The organism is Pseudomonas sp. V98_8 (genome assembly GCF_029967975.1).
GTDB classification, from domain to species: Bacteria; Pseudomonadota; Gammaproteobacteria; order Pseudomonadales; family Pseudomonadaceae; genus Aquipseudomonas; species Aquipseudomonas umsongensis.
The window spans coordinates 20,770-38,997 of record NZ_JASCAE010000054.1; the positions used below are offsets into that span (position 1 = coordinate 20,770).

18 protein-coding genes are annotated in these 18,228 nt (G+C 60.2%); 8 read left to right on the plus strand and 10 right to left on the minus strand.

Annotated elements, in window-relative coordinates:
- Window positions 1-3 precede the first annotated feature (3 nt).
- Window positions 4-1,035 (minus strand): GlxA family transcriptional regulator, encoded by a 1,032-nt coding sequence (locus QLG10_RS18450; protein WP_177411680.1) that lies wholly within the window; start codon window positions 1,033-1,035, stop codon window positions 4-6.
- Between the two features lie 117 nt (window positions 1,036-1,152).
- Between QLG10_RS18450 and QLG10_RS18455 the strand changes: the two genes are divergently transcribed.
- From QLG10_RS18455 to QLG10_RS18475, 5 genes are read left to right on the plus strand one after another with little or no spacing between them, the layout of a single operon-like run.
- Window positions 1,153-2,202: an ABC transporter substrate-binding protein gene (locus tag QLG10_RS18455; RefSeq protein WP_110754618.1), complete on the plus strand. Its 1,050-nt coding sequence runs from the start codon at window positions 1,153-1,155 to the stop codon at window positions 2,200-2,202.
- Window positions 2,203-2,217: 15 nt separating this feature from the next.
- Window positions 2,218-3,285, plus strand: coding sequence for an ABC transporter ATP-binding protein (locus QLG10_RS18460; RefSeq protein ID WP_110754616.1), 1,068 nt, complete (start codon window positions 2,218-2,220; stop codon window positions 3,283-3,285).
- Window positions 3,282-4,124, plus strand: a complete 843-nt coding sequence (locus QLG10_RS18465; protein ID WP_110754614.1) for an ABC transporter permease — start codon at window positions 3,282-3,284, stop codon at window positions 4,122-4,124. The genes QLG10_RS18460 and QLG10_RS18465 overlap by 4 nt, the downstream gene beginning before the upstream one ends.
- The gene (locus QLG10_RS18470) at window positions 4,121-4,909 is read left to right on the plus strand and encodes an ABC transporter permease (protein ID WP_110754612.1); all 789 of its coding nucleotides are present in this window, start codon (window positions 4,121-4,123) and stop codon (window positions 4,907-4,909) included. Before QLG10_RS18465 ends, QLG10_RS18470 begins: the two co-directional genes overlap by 4 nt.
- A 37-nt stretch (window positions 4,910-4,946) precedes the next feature.
- Entirely contained in the window at window positions 4,947-5,960 is a 1,014-nt protein-coding gene (locus QLG10_RS18475; RefSeq protein ID WP_110754610.1) for a proline racemase family protein, read from the plus strand.
- 52 nt (window positions 5,961-6,012) lie between these two features.
- Here QLG10_RS18475 and QLG10_RS18480 read toward each other — a convergent pair whose 3' ends face one another.
- The gene (locus QLG10_RS18480; protein ID WP_110754608.1) at window positions 6,013-6,381 is read right to left on the minus strand and encodes a DUF6632 domain-containing protein; all 369 of its coding nucleotides are present in this window, start codon (window positions 6,379-6,381) and stop codon (window positions 6,013-6,015) included.
- Window positions 6,382-6,502: 121 nt separating this feature from the next.
- A complete protein-coding gene (locus QLG10_RS18485) occupies window positions 6,503-7,201 on the minus strand; it encodes an ion channel (protein ID WP_282487796.1) in 699 nt (232 codons plus the stop codon).
- A gap of 247 nt (window positions 7,202-7,448) precedes the next feature.
- Between QLG10_RS18485 and QLG10_RS18490 the strand changes: the two genes are divergently transcribed.
- Window positions 7,449-8,582, plus strand: coding sequence for an aminotransferase class V-fold PLP-dependent enzyme (locus tag QLG10_RS18490; RefSeq protein WP_110754604.1), 1,134 nt, complete (start codon window positions 7,449-7,451; stop codon window positions 8,580-8,582).
- A 480-nt stretch (window positions 8,583-9,062) separates the two neighbouring features.
- On the plus strand, window positions 9,063-9,806 hold the full coding sequence (locus QLG10_RS18495) for an SPOR domain-containing protein (protein WP_110754602.1): 744 nt from the start codon (window positions 9,063-9,065) through the stop codon (window positions 9,804-9,806).
- Between the two features lie 339 nt (window positions 9,807-10,145).
- Here QLG10_RS18495 and QLG10_RS18500 read toward each other — a convergent pair whose 3' ends face one another.
- Window positions 10,146-11,000, minus strand: coding sequence for an AraC family transcriptional regulator (locus QLG10_RS18500; protein ID WP_110754600.1), 855 nt, complete (start codon window positions 10,998-11,000; stop codon window positions 10,146-10,148).
- Window positions 11,001-11,188: 188 nt separating this feature from the next.
- Window positions 11,189-12,160 (minus strand): XdhC family protein, encoded by a 972-nt coding sequence (locus QLG10_RS18505; protein WP_110754598.1) that lies wholly within the window; start codon window positions 12,158-12,160, stop codon window positions 11,189-11,191.
- A 90-nt stretch (window positions 12,161-12,250) separates the two neighbouring features.
- On the opposite strand from QLG10_RS18505, the gene QLG10_RS18510 reads away from it, so the two are divergent.
- Window positions 12,251-13,030, plus strand: coding sequence for an alpha/beta hydrolase (locus QLG10_RS18510; RefSeq protein ID WP_110754652.1), 780 nt, complete (start codon window positions 12,251-12,253; stop codon window positions 13,028-13,030).
- Window positions 13,031-13,046: 16 nt separating this feature from the next.
- On the opposite strand, the gene QLG10_RS18515 is transcribed toward QLG10_RS18510, so the two are convergent.
- The 5 genes from QLG10_RS18515 to QLG10_RS18535 are packed head-to-tail and all read right to left on the minus strand — an operon-like array spanning window position 13,047 to window position 18,204.
- The gene (locus tag QLG10_RS18515; RefSeq protein WP_110754596.1) at window positions 13,047-13,670 is read right to left on the minus strand and encodes a UbiX family flavin prenyltransferase; all 624 of its coding nucleotides are present in this window, start codon (window positions 13,668-13,670) and stop codon (window positions 13,047-13,049) included.
- Window positions 13,651-14,607, minus strand: a complete 957-nt coding sequence (locus QLG10_RS18520; RefSeq protein ID WP_110754594.1) for a LysR family transcriptional regulator — start codon at window positions 14,605-14,607, stop codon at window positions 13,651-13,653. The genes QLG10_RS18515 and QLG10_RS18520 overlap by 20 nt, the downstream gene beginning before the upstream one ends.
- A gap of 20 nt (window positions 14,608-14,627) precedes the next feature.
- Window positions 14,628-16,070 (minus strand): aldehyde dehydrogenase family protein, encoded by a 1,443-nt coding sequence (locus tag QLG10_RS18525; RefSeq protein ID WP_188265005.1) that lies wholly within the window; start codon window positions 16,068-16,070, stop codon window positions 14,628-14,630.
- A 14-nt stretch (window positions 16,071-16,084) separates the two neighbouring features.
- A complete protein-coding gene (locus QLG10_RS18530; RefSeq protein ID WP_110754590.1) occupies window positions 16,085-16,843 on the minus strand; it encodes a glucose 1-dehydrogenase in 759 nt (252 codons plus the stop codon).
- Between the two features lie 11 nt (window positions 16,844-16,854).
- A complete protein-coding gene (locus QLG10_RS18535; RefSeq protein ID WP_282487797.1) occupies window positions 16,855-18,204 on the minus strand; it encodes an MFS transporter in 1,350 nt (449 codons plus the stop codon).
- Window positions 18,205-18,228: the final 24 nt, after the last annotated feature.

An 18,228-nucleotide genomic window follows, 5' to 3' on the forward strand; every position in this document is an offset into this window, starting at 1 on the left:
AAATCAGCCCGCCCCTTCCTGACGCTGATACTGCCGCGGACATACTCCAAACCTCGCACGAAACTCACGGGAGAAATGAGCACCGTCGGAGAAGCCACAATCCATGGCGATCTGCGTGATGCTGCTCTGGCTGTTGAGCAACAGCCAGGCACCGTACTCGACCCGCAGCGAGCGTTGGAATTCCATGGGTGAAAGCCCCAGCGCCTGCTGGAACGCACGCGTCAGCTGGCGCCGCCCGAGCCCGACATAACGCGCAATGGCATCCAGGGTGGGCAGGCTGTCCATGCGTTGCTCGATATAGTGCGCAGCCTGGCGCACGCGCTCATCCTTGATGTCCGCCAGGTTGGCATAGAAATGCGCCTGGGGTTGCCGCCCCTGGCGTATTCCCTGCAGCATCATGTGCCGCACCGCCTGCTGGGCTTTCTCCCGTCCGCAATGCCGAGCCACCAGGTACAAACCCAGGTCGATGGCTGCCGTCGAACCGGCGCAGGTGATCAGGTCGCCCTCATCGATGAACAGGTGATCCACCGCCGCCGGGGTCTTGGGAAATCGTGCACGAAAGGCATCCAGCACATTCCAGTGCACGCACACCGAGCGATTGCCGACCACGCCCGCCTGCGCCAGGGCGAACGTGCCGGTGCAGATGCCCAGCAACCGCGTACGACTCTTCGCTACGCGCTGCAGCCAGTCGCGAAAATGGGCCGGCAGATGGGTGTTGAGATAATCGTTGCCACCGCAGATAGCCACGTAGTCGAACGCGTCCAAGTCTTGCGCCAGTCCCGAGGACACTTCCAGGGCGATCCCGGCACTGGAGGTGCGCGGCAAGCCGTCGACACTCATCACACGCCACGCCGTATGGATCTGCCGGCTGCCACCCCCCAGGTCGGCGGACAAGCGCAACACATCGATAAACCCTGAAAACGCCGCCAGTGTGAATTGATCCAGAAGGACCAGCCCCACCGACAGCTGCGGACGGTTTCCCGCCCCGGGGTCGAGGGCGTCAGGCAGATGGCAATCTCGATTTAGCTGAGTCATTTTTGGCATGACCTAACTATTCAACTTTAAGACCCCGAAGTGCAAGCGCTCGCCTCAACGATACGAGCAAGATGCAGGCAAGGGGAACAAGTCCAACAACGCCCCAGAGGACACACGATGAAACTGAAGACAGGTAAGAAGATCACCGTCGCTCTTTTAGTTACCGGCTGCATATCCTCACAGGCCGCCCTGGCTGAACAGCAAAAGCTGACCGTTGCGTTGTATGGCGGTAATTGGGGTGAAGCCTTCCTCAAATGTGTTGCAGAACCTTTCACGCAAGCGACCGGGATCGCCGTTGCACCCGAGGTCGGCACCTCGACCACCACCCTGGCCAAACTCCAGCAACAGAAGTCCAGCCCGACCATCGATGTAGCCTGGATGGACGGCGGCATCAGTGAAATGGCCTATGCCGCCGGGGTTGTCGCCGATCTTGATCCTGCGGCCATTACGAACCTCAAGAACGTGCAGGAAAAAGCCGTATACACCCAAGATGGCCATACCTTTGCTGTCAGCAGCGGCTTCTATTCCCTGGGCCTGACCTACAACACCAAGGAAATCAAAGAGGTGCCCGCCAGCTGGAAAGACCTGTGGAAGCCTGACTACGCCGGCGCCATCGCCCTGCCCTCGCCCGCCAACTCTTCCGGTGTGCCGTTCGTGTTTTTCATGGCGGATGTCTGGGGCATCGACCGCGCCAACCTGGAGCAGGTCTACGCCAAGCTGGGCGCACTGGACACCGCGCTGTTCTTCGACAGCTCGGGCGCCGCCACCAACGCCTTCCAGAGCGGCGAAGCCATCATCGGCGCGCATTTCAATGTGGGTGCCTGGGACCTGATCGACAAAGGCGCGCCCATCGGTTTCACCATTCCCAAGGAAGGTGCCTGGGCCACCGATGCGCGCCTGCACCTGATCAAGGGGGCGAAAAACAGCAAGGCCGGCGAACAGTTCATCAACACCGCGCTGACCCAGGAAGCCGCGTCCTGCCTCGCCGCCAAGCTGTACCTGGGTCCGGCGGTCAAAGGTGTCGAGGTTGCTGAAGAGGTGGCCCGCAAACTGCCATGGGGCGCGGGTGGTTCGATCGATAGCCTGCGCCTGTTCGACTGGAGCCAGATCAACGCGCAACGCGCCAGTGTCACCAACGACTGGAACCGAAAAGTCACCGCCAACTAGCTCAAGAGGTCTGCAATGTCAGTTTTGTTGAGCATCGACAGCGTCTGTAAACACTTCGGGTCGTTCCAGGCGCTGGACAACATTCACCTGAACATCGAGCAAGGCGAGTTCATCGTCCTGCTCGGGCCCAGCGGTTGTGGCAAGACCACCTTGCTGCGCTCGATCGCCGGTTTCATGCAGCCCGATTCCGGCACCATCGCCATCGACGGCCAGGATGTGAGTCGTTTGCCGCCTTACCGTCGCCCGCTCAATACCGTGTTCCAGAACTATGCGCTGTTTCCCCACATGACCGTACTGGAAAACGTTGCCTACGGACCGCGACGCCAGGGTGTCAATCGCAGCGAGTCACGGCTCAAGGCCCGGGAAGCCTTGGCGATGGTCGGCCTCGAAGCCCTGGAAGACCGCTATCCCCGTGGCATGTCAGGTGGACAGCAGCAGCGCGTGGCCCTGGCCCGCGCCATCGTCAACCAACCGAAACTGCTGTTGCTCGACGAGCCCCTTTCGGCGCTGGACATGAAACTGCGCAAACGCATGCAGCTTGAACTCAAGCACCTTCAGGCCAAGCTGGGTATCGCGTTCATCTTTGTCACCCACGACCAGGAAGAAGCGATGACCATCGCCGATCGCATCGTGGTGATGAATGCCGGACGCATCGAACAGGTCGGAAACAGCAGCGAGATCTACAGCAAGCCCGCGTCGCGCTTTGTCGCGGACTTCATCGGCGAGGCCAACCTGATCGGCTATCAGGCCAGCGATAGCGGCGAGATTCGCCTGGCGATCCGGCAGGAACCGATCTCACGCACGGAAAAAAACCTGCTGCCACGGGGAGTGGCCGTGCTGCGCCCCGAGCATGTGCTGGTGCTTGATGCATCGACCCCGGCAACGGCCGGTTGCCATGAAATCCACGGCACAGTGACCGATGTCGTCAGCGTCGGCAGCCACACCCTGGTCCACTCCTTGATCGACGGGCAGCCCATCGTGGCCCGCACCATGGGCTTGCCTCGGGCCGACCTGATTGCCGGAAAATCCGTGCGCCTGGGCTTCAATCCCGAGCACCTGCACCTGATCGGAGAGCCGGTATGAAACGCACGGCGCTCGCTCCGTGGTTGATGCTCTTCGCCGCCCTGGCGTTTTTCACGGCATTCTTTCTCGCACCTTTCGCGGTGGTGATCGTCGCCAGCCTGACCCAGGGCGCGGATCAGACGTTCACCCTGGATCACTACATTCGGGTGCTGGGCGACCAGTATCACTGGGATGTGATTCTGGTGACGTTTCGCATTGCCGCACTGACCACTCTGATCTCGCTGCTGCTGGGTTATCCGTTGGCCTGGTATCTGGTGCGCGTGGTGAAGTGGCGTGCCTGGCGCCGAGCCTGCGTCATCCTGTTGGTGGTGCCGATGTTCACCAGCAACATCGTCCGCTCGTTCGGCTGGATGGTCCTGCTGGGGCGCAAGGGCCTGGTCAACCAGAGCCTGCTGGAAACCGGACTGATCGATACGCCGATACGTTTCCTGGGCACGGAACTCGGGATCCTGATCGGCATGGTGTACATCCTGCTGCCCTTCATCGTGCTCGCGGCCGGCAATGCCCTGGCCCAAGTGGACCCGGCCTTTGAGCAGGCGTCCGGGGACCTGGGGGCCAGCCCCCGCGCGACGTTTTTCCATGTGGTGCTGCCGCTGACCATGCCCGGCATCATTTCCGGCTCGATCATGGTGTTCACCTTGGCGGCAAGCGCCTACGTCACGCCGGCGCTGCTCTCCGGGGGAAGGATCTCTGTGCTCTCGATGCTGATCTTCCAGCAATACAGTTCGGTCTTCGACTTCAACTATGGCGGGGCGCTGAGCGTGGTACTGCTGATCTTTACCCTGGTAATGGTCGGGCTGGCCGGGCGTGTCGGGAATATCCGGGGGAACAACCCATGATCACTCAACTCCTGGTCAGGCTGGTGGCCTGGGCCGTGCTGGGATACCTGCTGCTGCCACTGGTCGTCATTCTCGGCGTCTCCGTGACCGCCACATCATTCCTGGCATTCCCGCCCCAGGGCTGGACGCTGGACTGGTACGCCAAGATGCTCAGCGACCCAAGCTATGTGGCGTCCTTTGCCACCAGCACCGTGCTGGCCCTGGCGGCGACCTTCGCCGCGGTGCTGCTCAGCGTTCCGGCGGCCCTGGCGATGGCTCGCTACGACTTTCCCGGCAAAGGCACGATCCTCGCCGCCCTGACTTCCCCGCTGGTGTTCCCGCACATCGTGCTTGGCGCGGCGCTCTTGCAGTTCGGCGGCTACTTCGGATTGACCCGCAGCTTCCTCGCGTTGCTGATCGGCCACACCATTATCGTCTCGCCCTTCGTCCTGCGTTCGGTGCTGTCGATGTTGACGCCCGAGCAGCGCGCCTTGGAGGAAGCCTCGAGCGATCTGGGCGGCACCCCCTGGGCCACCTTCTTCCTAGTGGTGCTGCCACAGATCCGGCCGGGGCTGGTAACGGGATCGATCTTTGCCTTCATCTCGTCATGGATCAACGTGGAACTGTCGATCTTCAACACCACGCCGGACCTCAACACCATCCCGGTCAAGCTTTTCAACTACGTGCAGTACACCGTCGACCCGACCATTGCCGCCGCCTCCGGGGCCACCATCCTCGTCGTCGTTGTCGCCGTGATCATTCTGGACCTGTGCATCGGTCTCGACCTTTTGTCTGAACGCAAATAACCCTCCCCCATACATCCCGTAAGCCAGGAGTTTCGTCATGCGCATGCAAGACACGTTCGATGTCATCTACACCCATACCGAAGGCGAACCACTGTGCATCGTCCACAGCGGCATTCCCTACCCCGCCGGCTCCAGCATCCTGGCCAAGCGCAAGTTCCTCGAGCAGAACTATGACTGGCTGCGCAAGGCATTGATGCAGGAACCGCGCGGCCACAAGGACATGTTCGGAGTGTTCCTCACCCCGCCTTCGAGTAGCGAGTACGACGCCGGATTGATCTACATGGACGGCAGCGTGTACTCGCACATGTGCGGCCACGGCACCATTGCCGTGAGCATGGCGATGGTCGCCCTGGGCCTGGTGCCACGGGGTGAAAACGGCATCACCAAAATCCGCTTTGAAACCACCGCCGGCCTGGTGGTGGCCGAGGTGGCGTCGCAAGGCGACACCGTGCTCTGGACCCGCTTCGAAAACGTACCGGCCTACGTCGCCGCCCAGGACATCCCGATCCATCTGCCCGGCTATGGCGACCTCAAGGCGGATTTGGTCTGGGGCGGCAACTACTTCGGCATCGTCGACCTGAGCCACTGCGACTTGCGCATCAGTCCCGACAACGGCAGCGAACTGTCGCGCCTTGGCCTGCTGGCCCGCGACCAGATCAACAAGCAGCTGAAGATCCAGCACCCCACCGAGGCCCACATCAACGACCTCAACTTCATCACGTTCTGGCACCCGGCAACCATCGAAGGCGCCTTCTACAAAAACGTCCACGTCTTCAGCGCCGGTCAACTCGACCGCTCCCCCGGGGGCACGGGCACCAGTGCGATGATGGCGATGTTTGAAGCCCGTGGAAAACTCGGCCTGAACCAACCCATTCTGTCCGAAGGACTGTTGGGCAGCGGCACGTTCGAAGGTTGCCTGCTGGGCGAAGTCGACCTCAACGGCACGCGCGCGGTACGCCCGACCGTCAAGGGCACGGCCAGTATCCTGGGCACCTCGCGCTGGGTGATCGAGCGCAACGATCCGGTAGGGGCAGGCTTCGTGGTCAACTGACACGCAAGCAGACTCTGGAGAATAAAACGCCCGGGCATTCCCCGGGCGTTTGTCATGAGCGGGGCGTCAAGATGGCCAAGGCAAGCGCCACGATGAAGAGCGCCGGCACGTCACCTGCCAAGTGCCCCATTTGTCCTGGCTGGGTGACCGCCTGGACGGCCATGATTGCTCCATGTACGGCGCTGGACCATACGGTGAACCAGATCAGGCTCAGATTGGCTAATGGGTCACGCGCGGCCAGGATCAAGAACACGCCAAGTGTGGCGTAGATGCCAACGACCATCATCGGGTAGTCCGAGTGACCGACGTGCCAGGCCCAGCCGGATGGCCAGAACAACATAAGTGGGTAGAGAGCAAGGCACGCGAGGCCGGACAAAACCAGCACCACGCGCAAATACCTGAGGCGATTGACTACGGTCATGGCGGTCTCCTCTTTGGGCCTGGCTGTAATAGACCTAACGCTCTCACGGGCTTGGTGGATTACACGCCTTGTGCTGTCGTCTATCCCTGACCAGGCCAGGCTCACCCAGGGAAAGCGCCAGTCAATGGGTCTGGTTCGACGGATAGAGACCGGCAAGCCGCGCTATCACCACGCCAACGTAGAAGACCCCTGAAAATTCTTCGACCATCACCAGTGAGCGGGCGTGGTTGGTCAACGGGAGCACATCTCCGAAACCTGTGGTCGTGAGCGTCGTGAGGCTGAAATAGATCAGTTTGAAAAAAGTGCCGGGCTGTTCGAAGTCGAGGTGCGCAGGGCCGAATGAGCCAGCGCTGGAGATCTCGACCAGGGCATAGACGAAGGACCAGACGAAGGCCAGCATGATGTAACCCGCCAGCGCGCCATGCAGCTTGTCGGCTGTAATGGGTCCGCGCTTGAGGATATAGCGAAGCACTCCGGTGAACGAGACGGCAAGAGACGCCGCAAACACTATCCCGGCAACGAAAAGAATCGCGACACTTGCAGCCCACAACGCCGACCATTGAAGACCAACCCCAAGCAACGCCAGGCCCAGTTTGAGGATGAACCCCCGCCGCGTCTGCCTGGTGGCGAAAGCGCCCACGAGCAGCACGATTGAAAACAGAGTGCCGAGCATCGTACGAGCAACTATACCGTCCTCAAGAAACGGAAACAGGAGGATCAATCCTAGTAGGAGCAGCAACAGATAGGTACAGGGCCCTCGCCCTATCACCATCTGACCTAGATCCTCGTCGGATTCGGCTTTATCTTGCGGGTTTGTCATAGATGTTTCCCATAGTCCGAAGCAACGCTCGAGACCTGTCGCTGCACGGTGGAAATCTGACCTGGCTTTAGAAGCGTCGAAAGTGAAATTCTAGTCGCGAATGCCTGTGAGTGGTGTCAGCCTGACAGCTATGGGTTGATGCCTGCCGATCGACAGAACTCGCCATTCAATCCCCGGCAATCTTGTCATTTGCCAAGGCTTAGGGCAGGGTCGATACCAATGACATCTCTGCCAAAGGAGTCACTCCATGTCAAAGCTATATCCCAGTATCGATCCTGAGGGGCTGGTCGAGTACTCAGTGGTCTACACCGACCGCTCGCTCAACCACATGTCGCAGTCGTTTCAAGGCGTGATGAAGAACATTTCCAAGACCCTGAAACAGGTCTACAACGCCCAGGCTGTTGCGGTGGTCCCGGGCAGCGGCACATTCGGCATGGAGGCGGTGGCGCGACAGTTTGCCACCGACCAGCAGTGCCTGGTGATACGCAATGGCTGGTTCAGTTATCGCTGGAGCCAGATCCTCGAGATGGGCAACATCCCGGCAGCCACCACGGTGCTCAAAGCCCGACCGGTCGAGACGGGTCGCCAGGCTGCCTACGCCCCACCCCCTCTGGACGAAGTGCTGGCAGCCATTGCGGCGCAAAAGCCGCAAATTGTCTTCGCCCCACACGTTGAAACCTCATCCGGGATTATCCTGCCCGACGACTACCTGCGGGCCATCGGCGACGCCGTGCACGCGGTGGGTGGCCTGTTCGTGCTGGACTGCATCGCCTCTGGCACGCTTTGGGTCGATATGCACAAATGCGCCGTCGACCTGCTGATCAGCGCACCGCAAAAAGGCTGGAGCGCCTCCCCTTGCTGCGCCCTGGTGATGTTCAGTTCCCTGGCCCTCGAGCGGATCGAGCAAACGCAAAGCAGCAGCTTCGCCTGCGACCTGAAAAAGTGGCTGCAGATCATGCAGGCCTACGAACAGGGCGGACATGCCTACCATGCAACCATGCCCTGCGACTCCCTGGCGCGATTCAACGAAGTGATGAAAGAGACGCAAGCCTACGGTTTCGACAAGGTCCGCGACGAACAACAGGCGCTGGGCGATCGGGTGCGCGCCATGCTGACCGGCAAAGGCATCAAGAGCGTGGCCGCAGCCGGCTTCCAGGCCCCTGGCGTCGTGGTGAGCTACACCGATGATGCCGACATCAAGAGCGGCAGGAAATTTGCCAACCACGGCCTGCAGATCGCCGCCGGAGTGCCGTTGCAATGCGACGAGCCGGCCGACTTCCAGACCTTCCGCATCGGTCTGTTCGGGCTCGAAAAGCTGAACAATATCGAGCGCACGGTCAATATCCTCGAGCAAGCACTGGACGAAGTGATCGTTAACTAAGCCCTCGACTTGCCTGCAGCATTGACCGGTTTTGTGAATGCCAGGCAGTCATCCTGCCCTGGGCCCTGCCGGCCCAGGGCGCTGGTTTTCGCCCCATATGACGCTGTGATCCTGGGCAGAAATCGGCCGGGAGCAGATTAATCTCGAGAAGCGTTACTTGCCGCTGGCGTCGAGATAAAGGTGGCCGAGAGCAGGAGCTTTGGTCACGAACTTCATCTTAAAAACAAGTGTTTTAATGGATCACCCTGACATCCATCTGATACGGTTTATTTTCGACCCTCTGAGCCGTTTTTCGTTAAGCAACAGTCTATAAAGTGCAAGCCCGATATACTTTAAAACAACAACAAGCAGCCAAATGACTTTGGCGCTTGGGCACACTGACGCGCTCAAGAACTTAATTATCCAGGACCGGCAATAGAACCCTGTTTCATCAGAAACAAATGGGAAAACTTACTATTCACCTGATGTGGAGAGAGTGCCGTGCGAAAGCTTGGCTTGGGCTTCCTGGTAACTGGCGTTTTTGGACAACTATCAGTACTCCTATGGACCTACCCGTCCACAGGACCCACTTGTCAAAATAACGTCGACAATTCATACATCCAGCAAAAAGTGACAAAGCTCGAACAGCTACTCGATGAAACCAGTCATAAAGTGGCGGAAGAGCTCAGTACAAAACAGTTCGATGAACTCGCTCCCATTGCGAAAAACGGATTCGATATACCCGATTCAACGGAGGCTGACGCCTTACAGCCGTTGTTCGAAAAACCAGCCGAATCACCCGTACTCACGCTGCCTTCATTGCCCACACCGTCTCACAAATGGACGATTGTGCTCAGCGGCCTGATTACGTTTACCGGCCTGCTCCTGGCACTCTTCGCCCGCAAAAAAACCTTTGACCCGCAATGGCATGTCTTTCGCACCGTGCCAGGATCGCTGATCACGCTGGAACGCCCGTGTTTGACGTGCGGCGGCTATATTTCCCACGCTGGAAAACCTGCTTTGGCCACGACTTCATCCGGCCTGTGGGTGATTGAAATTGCGTTGAACACACCCAGCCGACATCGCGCCAAGGAAGCCATTCAACAGCTGGAGTTGCCGGTAGCGCGTAAAGAAAACAACTTTGTAGTCATCGGCCCGTATAAACAGAAGCAGGACGCGGCCCGAGTCATGAAAGAGCTGAGTGAACATCATGGTGTGAGAGGATGGATGATGGCGGGAAATTGACAGCATTCTATTTAGCGCCTCATCGACCTCGAACAATCGGCTACTTATTTCAGGACACAAGAGCGCATCACAAAGGAAAGGAGAGCCGAACTTGCCCGCGAAGAATTTCCTGGCGACCCATTACAAATTCAATTTGAACTCAGCGAACTGAAAGCTGAGAACTCTCAGAATAAAATTTGAGTTGAAGCGTGAAGTACACATAAATGAGATTGATGACTTCCCGAATGAGTGGCAGACCCAATAACGCCTGCAACTATCCAAGCTACTAACCCTCAATATTCAAACCCAACTTCAACACCGGGAATTATTACCCAAAATACCCACCACCCTCCTCCCGGTTCAAACCGGCGCGTAACAATCCACTACACGCCGATACTGGCTGGGAGAAGCACCAATATGCTGACGGAAAAACCGTGTGAAATGACCTTGCTCGGAGAACCCGAGGTTCTCCGACAACAGGCCCAATGTTCCACTGCGCTCACGCTCAAGCCAGGCAAAAGCCCGGCGCATGCGCGCGTCGTTAAGCAAAAGGGTCGGCGTCATGCCAGTATCTTTCTTGAACAGCGCAAAGAAGTGCGCCCGCGACAGACCACACGCCCGTGCGGCGTTGTCGATCGGGTTCGGATCATCGAGGTGCTCAAGCAGCCAGGCGATGCCACGGCGCACGCGCGCGTCCCGGAATTCACCTGAGCTCGGCGCCCCCAGTTGCGACAAATGCCGCCAGCTGGAAAAGTCCTCGATCAGTTCGATCAGGAAATCGAACAGCATGAATTCCATGCGCTCTTTCGGCACGATCCCGCAACCATGCGCTTCGGCGACCAGGATGTCGGCCAGGGTGCGATTACGGCTCGACAGCTCAATGCACGGCTGGGCAAAAAAGTCCGGCCGACCGCTCAGCGCCAGCGACTGCTGGGCAGTGGCCAGCCAGGCGGGCTCGATGTAGAGCGCCAGGATGACGGTAGCACCGGCACCCGGCTGCGGATCATAGAAATGCGGCTCCCATGCGTTGACCAGCACCGCCGTGCGATCACTGAGCGGAACCCGCCGACCGTTGACGTTGAAGTAAGTGTCCTCGCCAGACACTTTGACCAGCACATGGCATTCGGAATGGGTATGGGTGACCAGCGAATGATCCATATTCAGCAAGGCGACCCGGCCAAACCTGCCGTGGAAAACCCGTTGGGCTATCGACATCAGATTCCTCCGCTCGCTTGAAGCGATATTGTTATCGGCCTCAATGCATTTCATCAGGGCGTCTATCTATTTCTCAAGCCCGTCGATCGGTCCATGGTTCAGCAACACTTGGCTGGCCACTATCGCGCGCGAATGACCAAGCGTCTACCTCGACTTTCGCAGCCCCCTCGTTCGTCGGAAAAACCGCCCTACAAGGCACGGCGTTCTTTGCCGTGATAAACGCGCAGGATATCGGCCACCACCGCCAGGGCAATTTCCGCCGGGGCCTTGCTGCCCAGATCGAGCCCGATGGGCATGTGCAAACGGGCGATCTGTTCATCCGTCAGACCACCGATGCGCTTGAGCCGCTCGGCGCGCTTGGCGGAGGTTGCCTGGGACCCCATGGCGCCAATGTAGAACGCCGGGGTGTGGACCGCTTCCATCAGCGCCAGATCATCGATTCGCGGATCGTGGGTCAGCGCCACCACCGCGGTCGCCGCGTGGCAACCTCCCGCTGCAATGAACATCGAGGGCAGCACGCGCTGCATCTCCACGCCTTCGAGCTGGACATGCAGCATCTCTTCCCGGGGGTCGCAGGCGATGACTTCGCAGCCGATGGCGCGGGCAAAACTGGCGCAAACTTCAGCGACCGGCGAGAGCCCTGCCAGAATCAGTCGTAATGCAGGGCCAACGCTGATGCGCACCCTTTCGTCGACGACTTGTACCCGTTCGCTGCCGTGTCCGGTGTCCGGGTCCAGGCGCAAGGCACCGCTGCTCAACTCGACGTGACGCAGCAGGCGGCGCTGCCCCAGTAACGCCGCTTGCAGACTCTCCAGGTGTGCGATCCATTCGAGACTGGCAGCACGGTGCTCGACCAGCACGATCAGCACACCCCCACAGGGCAATCGTAGACGGTGGCGTTGCTCGACGCTGTCGCCATAACTGACGATCTGCGCCGGTTCGCGTAATTCACCACGCGACAGGCTTTCGAGAAACTCCTCTTCGACGCAGCCACCCGACAGCGAGCCGACGTGTTCACCTGCACCATTGGTCACCAGCATCGCACCCGGCGCACGCGGCGCCGAGCCATAGGTGGAGAGCACCGTGCACAGCCACTGGGACTGTCCGGACCGCGCCCATTGCAGTGCCTGGTCGATCACCTGAACATCGAGATGGCGCATGTTTTCAGTACCTCAAGTAATGCGTGGTGCTGCATGCAGGGTTACGTTTACGGTAACCTGCGAGCAATCCTGTTCAATTGTTGGTTCAACATGTCGCCACAACAATTTTTGCAACTTGGGCCGGTGCAGCTGGAATATCGCCAACTGCCTGGGGCTGACCCATCGCGACCGACGCTGGTGCTGTTGCACGAAGGCCTGGGCAGCGCCAGCCAATGGAAAGACTTTCCCCTGCGCCTGGCCCAGGCGAGCGGTTGCGGTGTGGTCACTTACAGCCGTCAGGGTTATGGGCAATCGAGCCCGGTGACCCTGCCGCGTCCGCTGGACTACCTGAGCAGCGATGGCCCTCGTGAACTGCGGCAATTGCTCGATGCCTTGCAACTGCCGCAAGTGGTCTTGCTCGGTCACAGTGACGGTGCATCCATTGTCCTCGCCTATGCCGCCGCCAACGATCCGCGCGTGTTGGGCAGCATCGCACTGGCGCCTCACGTGATTGTCGAGGCGCAGAGCCTCGATGGTATTCGCCACACCACTGAGGTCTGGCACCAGGGCGAATTGCGCGAACGCCTGGCACGCCACCACGGGACCAATGTCGACGGCGCTTTTCACGGTTGGAGCGACAGTTGGTTGCACCCGGACTTTTCCCTGGTCGATCTCGAAGCGCAGTTGGCTTGTATCGAAAAGCCGCTGCTGGTCATTCAGGGTCGCGAAGACCACTACGCCACACCCGAGCAACTGCTGGTCATCGAGCGACAGGTGCCTGGGCCGTGCCGTTGTGTGTTGCTGGATAACTGCCGGCACTTTCCCCAGACCGAAGCAACCGAGCGGACCTTGCAGCTGATCTGCGAATTCCTGGAGCGCCTCCCCGCCTGAATGCACCGAGCGTGACTCAATCATGGGCCACCTCATCCAGCGTTGCTACGCGCTCCGGCAGTTCGCGCCAGCGACGCACGACCCCCAGTTCGATATCGAACATGTCCAGCACCCTTCCTACAGTGTGATCGACCATGTCTTCCAGGCTGGTCGGCCTGGCATAGAACGCTGGCACTGGCGGAGCGATCACTGCGCCGAGTTCAGATAACTCGGTCATGCTGCGCAGGTGATTGCGGTGCAATGGCGTCTCGCGAACCATCAACACCAGGCGCCGGCGCTCCTTGAGCACCACGTCGGCGGCGCGGGTCAGCAGTGTCGAGGTCACGCCGCTGGCGATCTCCGACAAGCTGCGTATCGAACATGGCGCGATGATCATGCCCATGGTCTTGAACGAGCCGCTGGCAATGGCCGCGCCGATGTCCTGATTGACGTAGCTGACGTCAGCAAGGGTTTTGAGCCGAGACCAGGACATCTCGGTCTCATGGGCCAAAGTAATCAGCGCTGACTTGCTGACCACCAGATGGGTTTCAATCGGCGTGTCGCGCAACAGCTCCAGCAGACGCACGCCATAAACGGCGCCAGAGGCACCGGAAATTCCTACGATCAGCCGCTGCGGCCGGCTACTTCCCGGAGCGCCCATGGTCGCCCTCCTCTATCGGACCTTCTTTGAAGAAATGGATGGTGTCGAGCGCGGTGGTCATGGTTTTGCCGATCATCTCGATGAACAGCATTGCCGCCGGGGTCAGTGGTCGACGCGCGTCGTGCACACACACCATGCGCCGGCTGATCCCGGGTGCGGCCAGCGGATAGGCGCGCAACGCGCCTTCGTGCAATCCGCGATGCAGGACGGTTGCCGGCAGCACGCTGACCCAGTCGCTGCGACGCAAGAAGTCCTCGATGACCGCCAGATCATCCACCTCCAACTGCGGGGTGACTTCAACGCCTTGGGCGGCAAGGTGTTGGTCGATCACCCTGCGCAACCCGTGACGACGCGAGGGCAGCACCAGTTTGAACCCCGCCAGACTGGTCAACGGCAATGGCAGCGCTCCGCTGAGGCGAATGGCTGCACCGGTGGCGACCAGTAATTCCTCATCGAAGATGTCGTGGCCGATCAGGTGCTCATACTGGAAGCTTTGGTTGATGACCGCGAAATCCAGCATGCCGTTCAGGACCTTCGCGATCAGTTCCTGGCTATAGCCCGAGGTGACGCAAAGTTCGACCTGCTGGTGATGCTCGACAAAATGCGCCAGGGTACTGGCCAACGCATTGTTGGCGGCAGACGCGATCAGCCCGGCGCTGATGCGACCGCCAATCTGGCCACTACGGTCGATCAGAGTCTGACGCGCCGCCAGCAGCTGGCCAAGGATCGGCATGAACAAGCGATAAGCCTGATCTGCGGCCTCGGTCGGCGCCATGCCTTTGGAGCTGCGCTCGAACAATGTCTGCCCGAGTTCTTCCTCAAGCCTGGCGATCTGCATCGACAACGCCGGTTGCACGATATTCAAGCGCTGCGCCGCCCGGGTGACGGAGCCCTCTTCGTAGAGGCAGGTAAAATACTTCAGATGGCGCAGCTCCATGATCACCCCCGCGTTCGCGCTCAACCAAGCGTGCCGACGTTCTGATAAATGTGTTTGAGCTCGCTGAAATCCAGCAGCGCATCGACGCCATGCAAGCGCCCCAGACCGCTCTTTCGGTAGCCACCGGTTTCCGCCTCGGCGAACAATTTGTTGTGGTCGTTGAGCCACACCGTACCGTTGCGCAGTGCCCGAGCGACACGCCAGGCGCGAGCGCCCTGCTCGGTCCAGACACTCGCGGACAGACCGAACTCGGTATGGTTGGCGCGCGCTACAGCCTCGGTTTCGTCTTCGAAGGACTCCAGTACCAGCAACGGGCCAAAAATTTCTTCCTGGCAAAAGAATGCGCTGCTGTCGCGATGGGCGATCAGCGACGGCGCGAGAAATGCGCCTTTGCTGAGTTCACCCTGCGGGCGACCTCCGGCCAGCAGCACTTCGTCACAGCTGTCCAGCGCCTCGCCAATGCGCCGCTCAACGCTGTCCCGCGATTGCCAGTCGATCAGCGGTCCCATGTTGTTCGCTGGATCGAGGCCATTACCCAGGCGGATCTGCCCCAGTGCGGCGCTCAGCGCGGTTTTCATTTCGGCAAAACGGCTGGCATGCACCAGCACGCGCCGGGCAGCAGTGCATTGCTGGCCAGAGATAATGGTGGCCGCCGCTGCCAGTTTCGGCGCGATGGCGGCAATATCGGCATCTTCAAAGACCAGGCAGCAAGATTTCCCGCCCAGTTCCAGCGAGAGCTTCTTCATAGTCGCCGCGCAGTCGCGCATGATGCGCTGGCCTGTCGCGGTCGAGCCGGTGAAGCTGAGCACATCCACCCGTGGCGAAGCCACCAGATGCGCTGCCCCGGCATGCCCGCTCTCGGCGAATAGATTGACCGCCCCAGCCGGCAGGCCTGGCAATGCGAACAGCGGCTCGAGCATCGCCGCATTGAACAGCGCGGTTTGCGGCGCGGGTTTGATCACTACTGTGCAACCCGCCGCGATCGCTGGCGCCAGAGCACGAACCAGCAGCACCGCCGGGGCATTCCATGGAATGATCAGCCCGGCCACCCCGGCGGGTTCGCGCAGCATGCTGGAGAACTCACCGGGCGCGACTTCGAGCATGTGCCCCGGGTTGTGCCGGGCCAGGCCGGCGTAATAAAGAATCTCGGAAATCGCCCCGCCGATCTCCCCTCGGGACTGCGCCAATGCCTTGCCGTTCTCGCGGGTCAGCAATTGCGCGAGTTGTTCCTGACGCGCCTTCAGGGCGGCAGCCCACTCCAGCAATAGCTGCTGACGCAGGCGTGGATTCTGCGCCCATTGCGGGTCGTTGAAGGCTCGGGCAGCCGCTGCCACCGCCGCTTCAGCTTCGGCCTCGCCGCCGTCGGCAAAGCAGCCGATCAGTTCGCCGTTTGCCGGGTCGAGACTGTCGGTCCAACGATCCGCTGAGGTCCATTGTCCATCGATGAAGTGTTGGCTTTGCATGAATCCTCCTTCAATCAATGGGTCACCGAACCGCCGTCGACCACAAGGGTCTGGCCGCTCATGAAATCACTGTCGGTGCAGGACAGAAACAGCAGCGCGCCGATCAGATCCTGTGGCACTGCTTCGCGTTTGATGCAGCGGCTGGCAATGTTGTTGCGCACAATATCCCCGGCCCAGGCGGCATTGGCCTGGACGTTGGCGCTCATGGTCAGGCCGGGCGCCAGGCAGTTGCAGCGGATGCCGGCGTCGCCGACTTCTCGCGCTATCGAGCGTGTCAGGGCAATCACCGCGCCCTTCGACGCGACATAAGCCGCCATCATCGGCGCGCCTTTGAAGGCCGTCGCCGAGGCAATGTTGACGATCTTGCCGTAGCCCTGACGGCGCATCACCGGCATAACCGCCTTCGCGCACTCGAAGGAACCGCGCACATTGACCGCCATGATCCGATCCCATTCCGCCGAGCTGGTCTGCTCGAACGGTTTGAGCTCCAGGGTGGCGAACAACGCGGCGTTGTTGATCAGCACGTGCACACCGCTGAACTGCGCCACGGCTTCCTCGACCATGGCTTGCACGGCGGCACCGTCGGTCACGTCACAAGCGATCGCCAGGGCCGTACCGCCCTTGTTGCGGATCGCGGCAGCGGTTGCGTCAGGCGCCTTCAAATCGCAAAGCACCACCGTCGCACCCTCGGCCGCCAAGGCCTGGGCATAAGTGGCACCGATACCTTGCGCGGCACCGGTAATGATCGCGACTTTTCCATTCAATCTGCTCATTGCGTTTTCCTTTACTTGAAGTTGCCTTGGGTTTCCGGAATCACCACGCTGCCGATCAGGTAGATCACCGACAGGCCGGCGGCGAAAATCGCCAGCACCATCGGGATCTGCGCAGGACTGCTGCTGAACAGGGACACAAAGGTCGGCATGGTTCCACCGAGGGCGAAACCGATGTTCCAGGACAATCCTGTGCCGCTGGCGCGCAGCTCGGTGCTGAAGCGTTCGTTGAGGAAGATCAGGATCGGCGCGATGATCGCCCCGCCCATGAAGGCGATGCCCACGCAATACAGCGCAGTGCGGGTCAGCGAACCCGGCTCGGCGACACCGAGGAACATCATCGGCAAGCTCACCAGGTTAATCACACCCAGTAGCATGAAGGTCTTCTTGCGACCGATCAGGTCACTCAGGTAACCGAAGGCCAGTGCTCCGACAATGGTTGCCACCGACCCGTACATGAGCATCTGCGAAGTTTGCGTATGGGGCACTTTGGCGACCACGTTGAGCAAGGTCGGCAGATAACCGCAGGCCAGGTAATACGTTGCTCCGCCGCCGAATGTAATCAGCAGATTGACCAGCATCACGCTGCGGTACTCGCGACCAAACAGACGCTTGAGCGGCGAGACGACCACTACCGCCGGCCCCTTGGTCTTGCGCGCTTGTTGCAGTTGCTGCCAGACCGGGGTTTCTTCCAGATAGCGGAACATCACCAGCCCGAAAAACGTGCTGAGCAGGCCGCAGAAGAACATGTAGCGCCAGCCCCAGACGTCAAATTCCGCCCCGGGAAATATCTCCGACAACACTAGATAAGTGACTGACGCCAACAGCGCGCCCATGCCGGCACCGGCGCCACCGATCAACCCGGACATCAGGCCGCGATAGCGCGGCGAGATGGATTCGGTGCCGATGGTGTGAGTGGAGGCCACGATGCCGCCAACGAAAATGCCCTGAATCACCCGCAATAGCAGAAACAGTATCGGGGCCAATATGCCGGCCTGATGAATGGTCGGCAGCGCGCCAAACAATGCGGTGGAAATACCGACGCCGACCATCGACACCATCAACGCTCGCTTGCGGCCGTGCTTGTCGGCATACGCGCCGAAGATTGCCGAACCCAGGGGGCGCACCAGCAGGGCCACGGCGAATGAGGCGTATACCGCGGCCAGCGACAGTGTCGGGGTGTCCGAGGGGAAAAACATGCGGCCGATGATCGGCGCCACGTAGAGCAGAATGAACAGGTCAAACAAATCCAGCGCCCAGCCGAATGTCGAGGCAAATGCCGCGAGCAAAGCCTTGCCCGGTGGAATGTGCGGTGTATCGGTAGCGGCGCTGGTTGGCGGTGCAGTTGTTGTTGTCGTGGTCATGGTTGCCTCACGCAAGACGTGTCT